Origin of the sequence: Acinetobacter pseudolwoffii (assembly GCF_002803605.1) — a bacterium.
GTDB lineage: Bacteria > Pseudomonadota > Gammaproteobacteria > Pseudomonadales > Moraxellaceae > Acinetobacter > Acinetobacter pseudolwoffii.
This window is the reverse complement of sequence record NZ_PHRG01000002.1, coordinates 83,046-98,478: the sequence shown is the minus strand read 5'-3', so window position 1 is coordinate 98,478 and position 15,433 is coordinate 83,046. Positions and strand designations below refer to the sequence as shown.

The window sequence follows — 15,433 nt, the reverse complement described above, 5'->3', positions numbered from 1 at the left end:
CAGTATGCGCTGATTCATACTGCTGCTTCCCACGTTTGTTATTATTAGAACTGATTTAATTATTTGGTCAGAATGAGACGGTTGTTGCGGGTCAGGCGCAAGCGGTATTCTTCACCGGCATGCATGATCCGGATTTCACGACCCAGTGCAAACAGATTGTTGGAGTGCAGCATTGGCAAGGCATGGTGAGTATCATTGTTACGAGTAAATAGGCTAAATGGGGCGTTCATTCCGTCGACTCCGTGGTGTGTTTTGGATTGATTTAAATGATAATCATTATCGAATAGGTCTGTCAACGAAATATTGAGCAATTTATAAAAAACTCTAATTTGCTTACAATCTGTAAAACTTTAACGGTTCTGTACATCATGACTAAAGCTACGATTCATGTCGCAATTGCGCTTTTATTTTATCAAAATCAGGTTCTAGTCGGCTGGCGTGAAGCCAAGCAGCATCAGGGCAATAAATATGAATTTCCAGGCGGAAAAGTTGAACAGGGCGAATTACCAGTCGAAGCCTGCCGCCGTGAAGTAATTGAAGAGGTCGGTGTGGATATTGAACGCTGGCATGCTTCTGATTTTATCTCCCATGAATATGAAGATCTCATCGTCAATTTGCATATTTTCCATGCTTCAATACAGCCTGCTCAATTGGCTGAAATTAAACAGCCTTGGCGCTGGTACAGCCGGGAAGAACTTAGTCAGCTGAATTTTCCGAAAGCCAATCAGTCAATGATTCAAAAGCTACAATGGCCGCAGCGCATCAAGATTGCTGAAGATCTGGATATCTTATCAAGTCTGGATACAGATCAAATGTTGTATTGGCGCGTGGAAGCGACGCCTGAGCGGATCATGCAATTACAGCAATATCCGGTAGATCAGCTCTCCAAGTTAATCATTAATCAGCAGCTTTGGTCCCAACTGAATGAATTGCAGCAGCAGACGATTCGCACGATTCATCTAAAACAGAATCAACTGATGAACCTGAAACAAGGTGAATTGAAATCTGGTTATCGCTATCTGGCAGCTTGCCATGACCTGAGCGCTTTAATGCATGCAGAACAAATCGGTTGTGAAGCCGCTTTACTGAGTCCGGTACTGACGACTACAACGCATCCGGACACACCTGCGCTAGGCTGGGAGCAATTCAAGCAAATGGCAGAGCAGGTACAGATTCCGGTTTTTGCTTTGGGCGGAATGAAAGCTGAAGAACTCGATTATGCAAAAAGCCAGCATGCTTATGGCATTGCCGGCATTCGCTATATCTAAACGCTATATCTAGAAAATAAGCTTTCTATTAGTAAGTGTGTTTCTGTAGGGAATGACTTTAAAGCTTTTTCAGTGCCTGTTGAGCTTGCTGAATCGCTTTAGCATTTTTCCGCAACTGAGCAGATTTAAGGCGCACTTGCCAAAGCTGTTTTTTCATGGCATTGGATTGGGCATAGCTCAGGCCGCGTAAGGCAAAAGCATCGGCGCTTGCTGGCTGATTTTTACGGTTGGCAATCATGCCCAGGTATAAATAGGTTTCCGGTGCCTGAGGTGCCAGTCGCTGTGCCTGAGTTGCAGAAGCTTCAGCTTGAGCAAACTGCTGCTTGGTATAGGCCTGCTGGGTTTGCTGCATCAGACTCTTGAAAGCCGGCAGATTACGTCCATCATCAAACTTTTGGCTTTTCGGCTTCTGTTCAGGAATGACAATTTTCTGACGTTTGATGTCAGGCCGGTCATAAGGCGTAACCACTACGCCGTCTGGTGTTTTTGCCTTAGGTTTTTCCGTCGCAGGCTTGGCAGGGGTAACTGGCTTTTCTGGCTCAGATATACTTTGGCAGCCCACCAGACTGAGGATGAGCAAACCAGGGAGGATTTTTCTTAACATAAACATAGACTCAATTAATGGCTATAACTTCCACTGGCGATAATACGGGTTTCGCTCTCAAGATCACGTTCTATTTCTGTTTCACTTTCTTGTATGTAGCGACTCATATCATCCTGTTCAGCATCAGATTGCGCAGGTTCTGAATCAATATCATAAGGTTCTGTCACATAATGCGAGATGCCGCAGGCAGTTGCCTGATTTGGCAGGGCATGACGTGAAATCGGAATATACATGGCACCTTCACAACCTTGGGCAGATAAATGACCGGTATAACGATCCAGCCAATGCCATTGAATTTCATTGGGTTGTGGCAGATTGACAGGTTTCTGGCGGAGCTGTTTCATGACATTGATCCAGACCGGAAGAGCACCCGAGGAACCGGTTAGGCCAGTGACTTTATTGTCATCCAGACCGAGCCAGACCACCGTCATATAGTTACCTGAATAACCGGCAAACCATGAATCACGGCTATCATTGGTGGTGCCTGATTTACCTGCAAGATTCAGATTACTCGGCAGACTGTTATAAGCTGCGCGGCCTGTACCACTCGACATGACCTGTTGCAGGCCATAATTCAGGGCATAGGCTGAAGCCGGGTCAATGGTCGGTTGTACGCTTAAGCTATAACGGTCGAGTATCCGTCCATTGGCATCGACCACAGAACGAATTGACTTGGTTGGATATTTAAAGCCACCTGTGGCGAAGTTACCATAAATATTCATCACCTCCATTGGCGACATATCCACCGCACCTAAATAAATAGACGGATAGGATGGAATATCGGAAGTGACGCCAAATTTTTTCAGATGATTAATAAAGGTAGACAGACCAAATTCTTGTCCTAAACGTACAGTAGACAGGTTATAGGATTGTGACAGCGCTTGTGACATCGGTACGACACCATGTCCACGGCCACTGTAGTTTTTCGGCGTCCAGGTCTTACCATCACTTTGTACACTAATTTCACTGTCTTCAATCGGACTGGCCCAATGGTAACGATTTGATTCCAGTGCACTCAGGTAAATCACAGGCTTTAATAATGAACCCACCTGACGTTTGGCATCTACTGTACGGTTAAAACCGGTAAAGTCTTGAGTCGAGCCGACTGCTGCAACCAGTTCACCATTTTCCGGATGCGATACCAAAACTGCACCCTGCAAGTCTTTTAAACGGCCCGGATTAGATTTGGTTAAACGTGCGACTGTCTGCTTAAAACTGTCCTGAATTCGGGTTTGAGCCAAAGGATCCAGCGTGGTGAAAATACGCAGACCCTGATTGGTCAGGTCAGTTTCCTGATAGTCAGTGCGTAATTGACGACGCACAATATCCAGGAAGTCCGGGAAACGTGCAGGGCCCAAGGTTGGTTTTGAAATCACGTTCAATGGACGTGCGGTTTCTTTTTCATATTGTTCTTGGCTTAGATAGCCCATCACCAGCATATTATTCAGGACGATATCACGGCGTTTTTTCGCACTTTCAGGATTACGCCATGGGTTATATAGACTCGGGCCTTGTACCAGACCGACTAAAAAAGCCTGCTGGGAAATATTCAGTTCACGCAGTGGCAGACCAAAATAAAACTGAGAAGCCAAGCCATAACCATTAATTGAATAGTTACCATTTTGGCCGAGATTCACTTCATTTAGATAAGCTTCCAGAATTTCATTCTTGTCATAATGTAATTCAACCAGCATGGCCATAAAGGCTTCATTGACTTTACGCTTTAAGGTACGCTCAGGCGTTAAATAGAAATTTTTCACCAGTTGCTGGGTTAAAGTCGAGCCACCCTGACGTTTGCCACCGGTAATATTACTGACAACAGCACGTGCAATACCGCGTGGAGATACGCCATGGTGTTCATAGAATTTACGGTCTTCAGTTGCGATGAGCGCTTCGATCAATGGTTTAGGCACTTTATTCAGTTTGATCAGTACCCGGTCTTCGTTATGCTGTGGATAAATTCCACCAATCAATAAGGGTTCCAGTCGGGCAATACCGCTAGAAGATGGCTTGGTGGCGCTGACCTCAGTCACTTGGTTAGCATTAAAACTCACTTTCAGAACTTGTTCCGGTTCAACCCGATCACCAAAATCAAAGCCACGGGTATGTACATATAAAGTATTTCCCGTAGTGACAAAATTGCCCGACTTGGCATAACTATCCGAGTTTTTATAACCGAGTAATTTTAATTCTTGTTGGAAATCCTGCTGACTGACTGGGGCATTGACGTACACTTCCATTGGACGTGCGAAAACTTTCGCCGGAATATCCCAGCGTTGACCTTCAAATTTTTCGCGTACAATATTATCTAATTTAATCAGGTAAATACTAAATACGACAAAGATGGAAATGACTAAAATCGAGAAAATTAAGGCAAAAAACCCCATGCCACGTTCAGATTTCATAAATACTTATAAGATCCTGTGAAATTGTGCTAATCATGCGAAGCTTTTAATCATTTTGCAATATTTAATCAATAAATGCGCTTAAAATTAAAATCAAAGCCCACAATTTCTCCTTAATTCAAATATATTTCAAATAATTTGCGACGAGCTAGCATCCTGTTATAAATTATCATCCAGGTATAGCTTAATGCTATGATATGCAAGATCCGTAGCGGAGCGACGACACTGGTGCAAATTTCCCATAAAACCTTTCGAAATATCGGGTTAATAGGACGTCCTGATAAATCATCGGTGGTTGAAACCTTATGTCTTATTCATGATCATCTTCTGAATTTAGGCTTACATCCTGTTTTTGATGCAGCGACAGCTGAACTCGTTCCATATAACAATACCCAAACTGTCAGTCGTGCTTTACTTGGTGAAGTCGTTGATCTGGTCATTGTGGTAGGAGGGGATGGTTCGCTTTTGCATGCAGCACGCGCACTGGTCAAGTACAATACTCCTGTGATCGGCGTTAACCGGGGGCGTCTGGGATTCTTAACCGACATTAAGCCAACCGAAGTCATCTTTAAGTTGGATCAGGTGTTAAAAGGTGATTTTCAGACTGAGCGACGTTTTTTACTCGAAGTCGAAATTCGCTCCAAAGGCGAAGTGATTTACGATGCGATTGCACTGAACGATGTGGTACTGCATTCAGGAAAATCGGTGCATATGATCGATTTTGAACTGAATATTGACGGACAGTATGTCTATCGTCAGCACAGTGATGGCCTGATTGTATCGACGCCGACCGGCTCTACGGCTTATGCACTTTCTGGGGGCGGGCCAATTGTCCATCCGAGTATGGATGCGATTGCGCTGGTGCCGATGCATCCGCATACCTTGTCTTCACGCCCGATTGTGGTCGGTGGACACAGCGAAATTAAATTACTGATTCGTGAAAATCGCGTACTGCCGATGGTCAGTGCGGATGGACAACACAGTGTGTCTTTGAATGTTGGCGATAGCGTCCATATTCGCAAGCATCCCTTTAAACTGAATCTTCTGCATCCACCGGGCTATGACTTTTATAATGCCTGTCGAACCAAACTGGGGTGGAATCAGGACTTTGATTATTTTAAGCAGGATTAAATCATGAATATTGAACAAATGCTTGCCGTACTCAATCCTGAGATTGTTGAACGCCTAAGAACAGCAATTGAAATTGGAAAGTGGCCAAATGGTGTAGCCCTAACTCAGGAACAACGCCAGACTTGTATGCAGGCAGTCTATGCCTGGGAAATGAAAAACCTGCCTGAAACTGAACGCAGCGGATATATCGATCGCGGCACGAAAGAAGAAGGTGAGGAATGTGATGATGATCATCACAAAAATGAACCTGAATTCAAGCCAATCCGTTTTGTTTAAGCACTGACGTCGTGTCAGTCGTTTGGCATTTAAAAAAAGCATTGTTCAGTGCCTGAACAATGCTTTTTTTGTGCTCAAAAGATTAAACCGTGTGGCGATTTGCCCATAATGTTTTAGCTTTTTGCATCGCAGCCTCAAAGCTGTCATACACGCCCATAGTGTAAAGTGCAATCCCCATGGTTTCTATTACTGCAATTTCACCATACTCATGACTTTGCTGACCCTCCCAGACGGCTTTAAATCGCGCGAGATCCAGTTCTTCTTCAATTGGACTGCGGTTATCCGTCAGTTTTGGCAGTTCATGCTCATACAGCTCGCCATCTTTAATGCCACAAATTAAGGTTTTGGCATCCGGATTACGTTCAAATTCGCCACCTTCACCTTTAATCACAGCGCTATTTTTATAGCCTAAACGAAAAGCGGCTTGCTGGTGCGAACCACGATACGCTGGATGGAAAATTGCTTGCAGGGTCGCTTTGGCATTAAAGGGATTGATCAGACGCGCCAGGGTATGAATCGGTGAGCGTAGACCCATGACATTTCGCAGCGCAATCAGGTCCGCCAGAATTGGAGAAATCACGTCGAGCGGGATATAAGCAAAATGCTGTTGCTGCAGTTGCTGTTCCACCTCGGCATCATTCTGACAGATTGGATAGCCTAAGTAAGTGAGCACCTGTTCGGTGTAAACGCGGTTCATGGTATGACCCGAGGCACCATGCATCACAATATTATAGCCATGCTTGGCCAGCGTCAGTGCCGCCAGAATAAACCATGGATAATGCTTGCGCTTGCCCGCATAGGAAGACCAGTCCAGATCAACATCCAGTGTTTTGAAATTAAGCTGGTCACGTGTCGCCTGAACAAAACCGGCCAATTCATCTACCGATTCTTCCTTGACCCGCAATAACATCAAGAAAGCACCGAGCTGCACATCGAGCACTTCATTCTTCAAAATCATGCCGAAGGCTTGATAGGCTTCATCATAGCTGAGGGAGCGGGCGCCATTTTTCCCCTTACCCACGATGCGTACATATTGGGCAAAGGGATGTTCGAAATCTCTATAAATATTTCTTTTGGTATTCATAACTTATACAGCTTGCAGCAAATATTGGGATCAATGAGGAGGGTCTAAAATTAACAAAGCTTTCAGTATACGGAAAACAGGCATTTAAATCTGATTATCGACTAATGTCTAATTCAATGCGAGCAAAAAGCAGGCAATTGCATAAGACTTTATGCACATTTAATGGGATTTTTCAGTAAAATTCAGACAATTTTTAGAGTTTGTTTAAGTTTTCTTAATCTCTTTCTCCCATTTAATACTTTGGTCTGATGCTGCGCGTCAGATTGAATGCGTGGCTGATTTTCATTTTGAACATTCTCTTGAGCCTATTGAGATTTGATCCAGTTCATCTTCAGAGCAGATGAACAGATCAGTGCATTTCTCAAAATGGTCTTTTTATTTTCAGATATCGTTCAAGTAGATTTATTATGGCGAAAAAACCGATTTATAAGTCACTGTATTTTCAGGTGATTGTGGCTATTATTGCAGGTATTCTGGTCGGGCATTTCTCGCCGAGTGGTACGCAAATTATCAATGGTGTAGAACAGTATGTTCCTGGCTTGGGTGAACAGCTTAAACCGCTGGGTGATGCATTTATCCGCCTGATCAAAATGATCATCGCACCGGTGATTTTCTGTACCGTGGTCAGCGGTATTGCGGGTATGGAAAGCATGAAATCAGTGGGTAAAACTGGTGGTGTTGCTTTACTTTACTTCGAAATCGTCTCCACGATTGCGTTAGTCATCGGTCTGGTGGTGATTAACATCGTCAAGCCAGGTGTAGGCATGAACGTTGATCCTGCATCACTGGATACCACGGGCATCAGCAAATATGTCGCTACAGGTGAGTCACAGTCGACGATCGACTTCCTGATGAATATCATTCCAAATACGGTGGTAGGCGCATTTGCGGAAGGCGAAATTCTACAGGTTCTGTTGTTCGCGATCATTTTTGGTTTCGCGCTGCATAAGCTGGGTGATCAAGGCAAGCCAGTCCTGAAACTCATCGACCAGATTTCACATGTATTCTTCAATATTGTGAACATGATAATGAAACTGGCGCCAATCGGTGCATTTGGTGCGATGGCCTTTACCATTGGTAAATATGGTATTGGTTCGCTTGCTCAGCTGGCACAGTTGATCATTTGTTTCTATATCACCTGCGTACTGTTTATTTTCATCGTACTGGGTTCAATTGCGCGTTTTGCGGGTTTCAGTATCATGAAGATGATTCGCCTGATCCGTGAAGAACTGCTGATTGTACTGGGTACTTCTTCTTCAGAATCAGTATTGCCACGTATGTTGAAAAAACTGGAACTTGCTGGTGCTGAAAAATCAGTGGTAGGTCTGGTGATTCCAACCGGTTATTCATTTAACCTAGATGGAACTTCAATCTATTTGACCATGGCTGCGATCTTTATTGCGCAGGCGACCAATACACAACTTGATTTGTCTCATCAGATTACCCTTCTTCTGGTACTGTTGATTTCATCTAAAGGTGCGGCAGGTGTCACGGGTTCTGGCTTTATTGTGATGGCAGCAACCTTGGCTGCTGTGGGTAATATTCCTGTTGCAGGTCTGGCCTTGATTCTCGGTATTGACCGTTTCATGTCTGAAGCGCGTGCCTTGACCAATCTGGTGGGTAACTCTTTGGCGACTTTGGTTGTTGCAAAATGGGTAGGCCAGCTCGATATGGACAAGCTGAACTATGCATTGGCAAATCCATCAGAAATTGATGAAAAAATGGCGCAAGAAGGCAATAACGCCCATTAATTCTAATGTTTGAAAGAAAAAGGAAGCTTCGGCTTCCTTTTTTATTGACTGCAAAGTTAGTAAAAGATAGATGCCAGTACATGACAGTAAAGCTGAAAGTAGATAGTCTGTAAAACAGGAAATAAAACGATAAACAGTATAAGGACAACCGAATGCTTGCCTACGATGCCGATCTAGAATTATTCCGCGACAATTTTAAACGCTTTATGAATGAACATGTCGCACCGTATTATCAACAATGGGAGCACGAAGGCCTGATGCCACGTTCAGTCTGGAATGCACTTGGTGAAAATGGTTTCTTGTGTGTCGATGTTCCGGAGGAATATGGCGGCTATGGGGTGCCAACCGATTATTCATTGATGCTGATTGAAGAGTCTGCACGTGCCGGATACAGTGCCATTTCTACAGGATTGTCCTGTCATTCGGATATTGCTGCACCCTATATCTTGCACATTGGAACTGAAGAGCAGAAGAAACACTGGTTGCCGAAAATGGTGAGCGGTGAAGTGGTCGGTGCGATTGGTATGACCGAGCCAGGTGCCGGCTCAGACTTGCAAGCCATGCGTACCAGTGCCATCTTGCAGGATGATTACTATGTATTAAATGGCTCAAAAACCTTTATTTCCAATGGTCAGCATGCAGACCTGGTGGTACTGGCAGTCAAAACCGATCCGCAAGCGCGTGCCAAAGGCGTTTCTTTGTTACTGGCCGACACGCATCTGGAAGGCTTTAAAAAAGGCACTAATCTGGACAAGATTGGCCTGCATGCGCAAGATACTTCGGAACTGTTCTTTGACAATGTCAAGGTGCCGAAAAACCAGTTGCTCGGTCAACCGGGGCAGGGTTTTGCTTATTTGATGCAGGAATTACCGCGTGAGCGTACCGCCATCGCAGCAACAGCCTTGGGTGCAATTCGTGGTTCTATTGATGTGACCACGCAATATGTGAAAGAGCGTCAGGCTTTTGGTCAGGCCATCGGTCAATTCCAGAATACTCGTTTTGTTTTGGCACAAGCGAAAATTGATGAATTGGCGACCGCAGCTTTTTATAACCAGAATCTTGAGCTTTATATGCAAGGGAAACTGGATGTCGAAACTGCAGCGGCATTGAAAAGTTTTTCTACCGATATGCAGATGAAGATTGCTGACAATCTGCTTCAGCTCTTTGGTGGTTATGGCTACATGACTGAATATCCAATTTCACGCTTCTTTGTCGATGCCCGTATTCAACGGATTTATGGCGGTACCAATGAAATCATGAAAGAAATTGTAGCGCGTGGTCTGTTAGGACGTTAATTTATTAATGAAAAAAGAGTCCTTTTTAAGGACTCTTTTTTTACAGGCAAGCTATAGCAAAGAGCCGTGACTCTGTTTTAAATTTTATGATTTCAAGACATTCAAACATTCATGAATAAAAATGGGCAGATCATTGGGCAGGCGCGATGAGATCAACTGGTTATTATCATTCACCAGTTCTACATCATAATAGGTTCCACCCGCATGCTGTACGCGACTCGCATGCGCCCGGATACTGGTAATAATCCGATTTTTCAGCACATCTGCTTCACACAGTAATAAGGATGCATCACATAAACTGAAAATAGCTTTTTTGGCCTGATTGAAGGCATGGATGAACTGTAGCACCCGAACATCGGTAGAGAGAGAAACCGCAGATTCGCCCCCTGGAATCAGCAAGGCATCAAAGTCATCAATACTGATTTGTTCGATGCCACGGTCGATGGTCACGGCAGAACAGCCATGCAGCCCATAGACCACTTTGCCTGCGTTAAGTTCGATATTGCAGACGCTATGATGGGCAGCCAGCAAGGCAGCCACTGGCTCTAGGTATTCTTGGTCTTCAAAATTATTTGTTATAAGTACTGCTATTCTTTTTGGCATGATTGATCCCCCCAACTCATGATTTAAATTAGACTAGCTGTTAAAGGTTGAAAAAACGTCTCTACTTTGTAACAGAGTAGTAATTTCATGTAAAAAATTTAGGAAAATCAATATTAAATAAGAGAGATGAGCGTGAGGAGCGTGCATTTTATTGTGAAAGATATCTCAGATTTTAATAGGTCAAAAAAGACAAGTACAAAGCTATTATTTTAATTTTCTTATGCTTAAAACCGCTATATAGATTAAGAAATAGTGATATTTCATATTCATTAAAATCAGTTAAGATGGAGAGGCTAAGTTTACAATTTGATAATGTAAATCAAGCCAAAATGCTGAACTAAATGTTACCAGATATGACTAAAAGCGATGAGTGGTTAAAACCAACTGTCTGTTTTTAAGACTTAATCTAGCAATGTCATATTGCGTAACATTTTAAAGCTCACTATTGTTATACTGAACAGATAAGGTTTATGAAGGGCGACATAACAATGATCAACGACGATCAAAACACCACGACTTCTCTTGATTTGGCAAAAATTCGTGAGGATATCGATTCTGTTGATCAGCAAATCCAGCAATTGATTAACCGCCGGGCACGTTTGGCTGAAGCAGTTGCAAAAGCAAAGTTTGCTTCAGAAGAAAGTCCGCTGTTTTACCGCCCAGAACGTGAAGCACAGGTGTTGCGCAATGTCATGGAGCGTAATGAAGGGCCATTGTCCGACACCACCATGGCACGTCTGTTCCGTGAAATCATGTCCGCTTGTCTTGCGCTTGAAGCTCCGCAAAGTATTGCGTTTCTAGGGCCAGTCGGAACCTATACCCATTCTGCGGTACTCAAGCACTTTGGTCATGATGCGGTGGTTCGACCTTTACCGACAATTGATGAAGTCTTCCGTGAAGTCGAGGCGGGCAGTGCCCATTATGGTTTGGTGCCGGTGGAAAATTCCTCTGAAGGTGTAGTCAATCATACCCTGGACTGTTTTAAAACTTCGAACCTGAATGTGATTGGCGAAGTTGAATTGCCGATTCATCATCAATTTCTGATTTCTGAAAATACCCGTAAAGACAGTATTAAACAGATTTATGCACATCAGCAGACTTTGGCGCAATGTCGTAAATGGCTAGACGCGCATTATCCGGGTGTAGAACGTGTGGCTTTAAATTCTAATGCTGAGGCTGCGCGCCGTATTCAAAATGAATGGCATTCTGCTGCGATTGCTTCTGAAATTGCATCAAGTATTTATAATCTTGAAATTATGCATGGCAATATTGAGGACAATCCGGAAAATACCACACGTTTCTTGGTGATTGGCCGTGAAAAAGTGCCTCAAAGTGGCAATGATAAAACCTCATTACTGATTTCTGCACATGACCGTGCTGGTGCATTGCTGGAAATTCTGGCGCCATTTGCCAAGCACAATATCAGTCTGACCAGTATTGAAACCCGTCCTGCACTTCCTGAAAAATGGGCTTATGTGTTCTTCATTGATCTTGAAGGCCATATTGAGCAGGAACACGTGAAAGCAGCCATTGAAGAAATTCGTCCTTTGGTCAAAGAAGTTCGCGTACTCGGTTCATATCCTGCAGCTGTACTTTAAGTCAGCTATCCGTGGTCAGGGCGAGGGTGCTGACCACTGTTTTATACTTAAAATTGGAAGTCTAAAATGTCGTTTGTTCCAGCCAATTCAGGCATCTCAAAATTAAAGCCATATCAACCGGGTAAGCCGATCAGTGAACTTGAGCGCGAGTTGGGGCTTACCGATATCGTCAAACTGGCTTCAAATGAAAACCCGCTGGGTTGTTCAGATAAAGTCAAAGAAGCAGTAGCTGCAGAAATTGCTGAAATTGGCCGTTATCCGGACGGTGGTGGTTTTATCCTGAAAGATCAGATTAAGGCCCAGTTTGGTTTTAATCACGATCAAATTACCTTGGGGAATGGTTCAAACGACTTACTGGAAATGTTTGCCCGCGCATTCGTTTCAGAAAATGATTCGGTGGTGTATAGCCAGCATGCCTTTGCAGTTTATGCATTGGTGACTCAAGCCATTAATGCACAAGCGATCGAAGTACCAGCAAAAGGCTTCTCGCATGACTTGGAAGCAATGGCGGCTGCCATTCAGGACAATACCAAACTCGTCTTCATTGCAAACCCGAACAATCCAACCGGAACCTGGTTCGAAGAAGCTGAATTTGAAGCTTTCATGCAAAAAGTTCCTGCAAATGTAATTGTGGTGCTAGACGAAGCGTATGTGGAATATTTCCCGGAAAATTTCAATAGCCTGAAATTCCTGCAACAATATCCAAATCTGATTGTCAGCCGTACTTTATCGAAGTGCTATGGTCTGGCTGCACTGCGTGTCGGTTTTGCCTTGGCATCGGTTGAAGTGACCGATTATTTAAACCGTATTCGTCAGCCATTTAACGTCAATCATTTGGCCATGGTCGCTGCGGTGGCTGCACTGAAAGATGAAGACTTTATCGCGCGTTCTCGCGAAGTAAATAAAGCCGGTATGGCGCAACTTGAAGCAGGTTTTAAGGCTTTGGGTCTGAACTATGTGCCTTCTCGTGCTAACTTTATTCTGGTTGATGTACAGGCAGACCCAGCAGCAACCTTCAACGGTTTGCTGAAACAAGGGGTGATTGTACGTCCGGTCGGTATTTCCAGCCACATTCGTGTATCGATTGGTACTGAAGCAGAAAACGCGAAATTCTTAAGCGCGCTTGCTACAGTATTGGGTTTAGAGGCAAAAGCTTAATTCATGTCGCAGCCATTGTTTGAAAAAGTTGCATTTATCGGGCTTGGACTGATTGGTTCAAGCCTGGCGCGTGTCATTCAAGCCGAGCACTTGGCCAATGACATTGTGGCATCGACACGTTCGTCCAAGACTTTGGAAGATGCCAAGGCACTTGGTCTGATTTCTGAAGGCTATGCCGATCCTGTAGATGCAATCAAAGGTGCAGATCTGATTGTTCTGGCTTTGCCGGTACGTGCCACACAAAAAGTACTTGAGCTGATTCAGCCGTATTTGACGGAAAATGTCATTATTACTGATGTGGGAAGTACCAAAGGTAATGTGGTCGATGCGGCTAAAGCGGTCTTTGGTGACCAGCTTCCAGCAGGTTTTGTGCCGGGTCATCCGATTGCAGGTGCAGAGCATACCGGTGTACATGCAGGAAAAGTCGATCTATTTGCCAATCACAAGGTAATTTTGACGCCACTGCCAAGCAGTAGCGATTGGGCCGTGGAGAAGCTGATTCAACTGTGGCAAGCGGCCAAAGCCGAAGTGATTTGCATGGATGTGGACAAGCACGATGAAGTGCTGGCACATACCAGTCATCTTCCGCATTTAATGGCATTTAATCTGGTCGAACAACTGGCCAAACGTGAAGACAACTTAGACATATTTCGTTATGCTGCCGGTGGCTTCCGTGATTTCTCGCGGATTGCCGCCAGTGATCCACAAATGTGGCATGACATCTTTTTTGCCAACAAAAAAGCAGTTCTGAATGCCGTAGATGGCTTTGAACAGCAGCTCGCGATGATTCGCAAATTGATCGAAGATGAAGATTCCCAAGCATTGATGGGCTTATTGGGTCATGCGCAGGCAGCTCGCCAGCATTTCAACCATATGCTCGCCAAGAAACCTTTCATGGAGAAAAATAAAGTGACACAACAATTTACCATTCAGCCGGGTGCCAAGACATTTCAAGGTAAATTTACCGTGCCAGGTGACAAATCTGTGTCACATCGCTCGATCATGTTTGGTGCCATCGCTGAAGGTACAACACATGTGACTGGTTTCCTTGAAGGTGAAGATGCACTGGCAACTTTGCAGGCTTTTCGTGATATGGGCGTCAGCATCGAAGGCCCTAAAAATGGTGAAGTCACCATTCATGGCGTCGGTATGCATGGTCTTAAAGCGCCACAGTCTGCCATTTATATGGGCAACTCAGGTACTTCAATGCGTTTGCTGTCCGGTATGCTGGCAGCGCAGAAATTTGATTCAGTGATGACCGGTGATGCATCCCTATCTAAACGCCCAATGGAACGTATTGCCAAGCCTTTACGTGAAATGGGTGCACTGATTCAGACCACGGGTGAACGTGGAACTCCGCCTGTCTCGATTACAGGCAACCAGCAACTACAAGGCATTCAGTACGATTTGCCAATGGCATCAGCGCAGGTAAAATCAGGTATTTTGCTGGCGGGCCTATGGGCAAATGGCGAAACCGCAGTGACTGAACCTGAACCAACCCGTGACCATACTGAGCGTATGTTGCGTGCATTTGGTTATGAGGTGAAAACCGAAGGCAATCGTATTTCATTACAAGGTGGTGGAAAGCTGGTCGGAACCAATATCCAGGTGCCATCTGATATTTCTTCTGCGGCCTTCTTTATGGTCGGCGCTGCGATTACTGAAAATTCGGATGTGACCTTAGAGGCTGTTGGTATCAACCCGACCCGTACTGGCGTGATCGAAATCCTGAAACAGATGGGTGCGGACATTACCGTTGAAAATGAACGCATTGCTGGCGGTGAACCGATTGCAGATATCCGTATTCGTGGTACGCGTACGCTTAAAGGCATTCATATGCCTGAAGATCAGGTGCCATTGGCGATTGATGAATTCCCGGCGCTGTTTATTGCTGCTGCCTGTGCCGAAGGTCAGACGATTTTGACCGGTGCTGCCGAGCTTCGCGTAAAAGAATCGGACCGTATTCAGGTGATGGCAGATGGCCTGCAAACCATGGGCATTGACTGTACCCCAACTGAAGATGGCATTATTATCGAAGGGAAGGGCAAATCAGGTGACTGGTCGCCAATCTTTACCGGTGGTGAAATTGAATCGCATCATGATCATCGCATTGCAATGAGTTTTTCGATTGCCGGTTTACGTAATTCGGAGCAGATCAAGATTGTCGGTACGGAAACGGTAGCCACCAGTTTCCCGACCTTTACAGAACTGACCTCAATTGCAGGTTTGCCTATTCAAGTTTCAGAATAATTTTTAAAAT

At 44.5% G+C, this 15,433-nt stretch carries 13 protein-coding genes; 8 read left to right on the top strand and 5 right to left on the bottom strand.

Features of this window, described 5'->3' with window-relative positions; translation table 11 throughout:
- Positions 1–59: 59 nt before the first annotated feature.
- Positions 60–230 carry a hemin uptake protein HemP gene (gene hemP, locus CWI32_RS05120; RefSeq protein WP_004645578.1) on the bottom strand — a complete coding sequence of 57 codons (171 nt, stop codon included), beginning with the start codon at positions 228–230 and terminating at the stop codon, positions 60–62.
- 138 nt (positions 231–368) lie between these two features.
- Here hemP and CWI32_RS05115 point away from each other — a divergent pair, with 138 nt between their 5' ends.
- Positions 369–1,268, top strand: coding sequence for an NUDIX domain-containing protein (locus tag CWI32_RS05115; RefSeq protein WP_100534807.1), 900 nt, complete (start codon positions 369–371; stop codon positions 1,266–1,268).
- 58 nt (positions 1,269–1,326) lie between these two features.
- Here the strand turns inward: CWI32_RS05115 and CWI32_RS05110 are convergent, their stop codons facing one another.
- Both CWI32_RS05110 and mrcB read right to left on the bottom strand, forming a co-directional pair.
- Positions 1,327–1,872 carry a hypothetical protein gene (locus CWI32_RS05110; protein WP_100534806.1) on the bottom strand — a complete coding sequence of 182 codons (546 nt, stop codon included), beginning with the start codon at positions 1,870–1,872 and terminating at the stop codon, positions 1,327–1,329.
- Between the two features lie 14 nt (positions 1,873–1,886).
- On the bottom strand, positions 1,887–4,277 hold the full coding sequence (mrcB, locus tag CWI32_RS05105) for a penicillin-binding protein 1B (protein WP_100534805.1): 2,391 nt from the start codon (positions 4,275–4,277) through the stop codon (positions 1,887–1,889).
- Between the two features lie 192 nt (positions 4,278–4,469).
- Between mrcB and CWI32_RS05100 the strand changes: the two genes are divergently transcribed.
- Together CWI32_RS05100 and CWI32_RS05095 are read left to right on the top strand one after the other, a co-directional pair.
- The gene (locus CWI32_RS05100) at positions 4,470–5,408 is read left to right on the top strand and encodes an NAD(+) kinase (RefSeq protein ID WP_005097467.1); all 939 of its coding nucleotides are present in this window, start codon (positions 4,470–4,472) and stop codon (positions 5,406–5,408) included.
- Positions 5,409–5,411: 3 nt separating this feature from the next.
- Positions 5,412–5,684 (top strand): YeaC family protein, encoded by a 273-nt coding sequence (locus CWI32_RS05095; protein WP_100534804.1) that lies wholly within the window; start codon positions 5,412–5,414, stop codon positions 5,682–5,684.
- A gap of 82 nt (positions 5,685–5,766) precedes the next feature.
- Here the strand turns inward: CWI32_RS05095 and CWI32_RS05090 are convergent, their stop codons facing one another.
- Entirely contained in the window at positions 5,767–6,768 is a 1,002-nt protein-coding gene (locus CWI32_RS05090) for a glycosyl transferase family protein (RefSeq protein WP_100534803.1), read from the bottom strand.
- A gap of 407 nt (positions 6,769–7,175) precedes the next feature.
- On the opposite strand from CWI32_RS05090, the gene CWI32_RS05085 reads away from it, so the two are divergent.
- Together CWI32_RS05085 and CWI32_RS05080 are read left to right on the top strand one after the other, a co-directional pair.
- Positions 7,176–8,519 (top strand): dicarboxylate/amino acid:cation symporter, encoded by a 1,344-nt coding sequence (locus CWI32_RS05085; protein ID WP_005097464.1) that lies wholly within the window; start codon positions 7,176–7,178, stop codon positions 8,517–8,519.
- Between the two features lie 152 nt (positions 8,520–8,671).
- A complete protein-coding gene (locus CWI32_RS05080; protein ID WP_100534802.1) occupies positions 8,672–9,814 on the top strand; it encodes an acyl-CoA dehydrogenase family protein in 1,143 nt (380 codons plus the stop codon).
- Positions 9,815–9,898: 84 nt separating this feature from the next.
- Here the strand turns inward: CWI32_RS05080 and CWI32_RS05075 are convergent, their stop codons facing one another.
- On the bottom strand, positions 9,899–10,417 hold the full coding sequence (locus CWI32_RS05075) for a DJ-1/PfpI family protein (RefSeq protein WP_005097462.1): 519 nt from the start codon (positions 10,415–10,417) through the stop codon (positions 9,899–9,901).
- Between the two features lie 488 nt (positions 10,418–10,905).
- On the opposite strand from CWI32_RS05075, the gene pheA reads away from it, so the two are divergent.
- The 3 genes from pheA (at position 10,906) to CWI32_RS05060 (ending at position 15,423) form a co-directional block, all read left to right on the top strand.
- The gene (pheA, locus tag CWI32_RS05070; protein WP_100534801.1) at positions 10,906–12,015 is read left to right on the top strand and encodes a prephenate dehydratase; all 1,110 of its coding nucleotides are present in this window, start codon (positions 10,906–10,908) and stop codon (positions 12,013–12,015) included.
- 66 nt (positions 12,016–12,081) lie between these two features.
- On the top strand, positions 12,082–13,173 hold the full coding sequence (gene hisC, locus CWI32_RS05065) for a histidinol-phosphate transaminase (protein WP_100534800.1): 1,092 nt from the start codon (positions 12,082–12,084) through the stop codon (positions 13,171–13,173).
- A 3-nt stretch (positions 13,174–13,176) separates the two neighbouring features.
- Complete coding sequence (locus CWI32_RS05060; RefSeq protein WP_100534799.1) at positions 13,177–15,423, top strand: bifunctional prephenate dehydrogenase/3-phosphoshikimate 1-carboxyvinyltransferase; 2,247 nt, start codon at positions 13,177–13,179, stop codon at positions 15,421–15,423.
- The last annotated feature ends 10 nt before the right edge of the window (positions 15,424–15,433 follow it).

Coding starts and splice junctions, on each gene's coding strand:
- hemP (WP_004645578.1), bottom strand. CDS start 230: ATGAACGCCCCATTTAGCCTATTTACTCGTAACAATGATACTCACCAT.
- CWI32_RS05115 (WP_100534807.1), top strand. CDS start 369: ATGACTAAAGCTACGATTCATGTCGCAATTGCGCTTTTATTTTATCAA.
- CWI32_RS05110 (WP_100534806.1), bottom strand. CDS start 1,872: ATGTTAAGAAAAATCCTCCCTGGTTTGCTCATCCTCAGTCTGGTGGGC.
- mrcB (WP_100534805.1), bottom strand. CDS start 4,277: ATGAAATCTGAACGTGGCATGGGGTTTTTTGCCTTAATTTTCTCGATT.
- CWI32_RS05100 (WP_005097467.1), top strand. CDS start 4,470: ATGATATGCAAGATCCGTAGCGGAGCGACGACACTGGTGCAAATTTCC.
- CWI32_RS05095 (WP_100534804.1), top strand. CDS start 5,412: ATGAATATTGAACAAATGCTTGCCGTACTCAATCCTGAGATTGTTGAA.
- CWI32_RS05090 (WP_100534803.1), bottom strand. CDS start 6,768: ATGAATACCAAAAGAAATATTTATAGAGATTTCGAACATCCCTTTGCC.
- CWI32_RS05085 (WP_005097464.1), top strand. CDS start 7,176: ATGGCGAAAAAACCGATTTATAAGTCACTGTATTTTCAGGTGATTGTG.
- CWI32_RS05080 (WP_100534802.1), top strand. CDS start 8,672: ATGCTTGCCTACGATGCCGATCTAGAATTATTCCGCGACAATTTTAAA.
- CWI32_RS05075 (WP_005097462.1), bottom strand. CDS start 10,417: ATGCCAAAAAGAATAGCAGTACTTATAACAAATAATTTTGAAGACCAA.
- pheA (WP_100534801.1), top strand. CDS start 10,906: ATGATCAACGACGATCAAAACACCACGACTTCTCTTGATTTGGCAAAA.
- hisC (WP_100534800.1), top strand. CDS start 12,082: ATGTCGTTTGTTCCAGCCAATTCAGGCATCTCAAAATTAAAGCCATAT.
- CWI32_RS05060 (WP_100534799.1), top strand. CDS start 13,177: ATGTCGCAGCCATTGTTTGAAAAAGTTGCATTTATCGGGCTTGGACTG.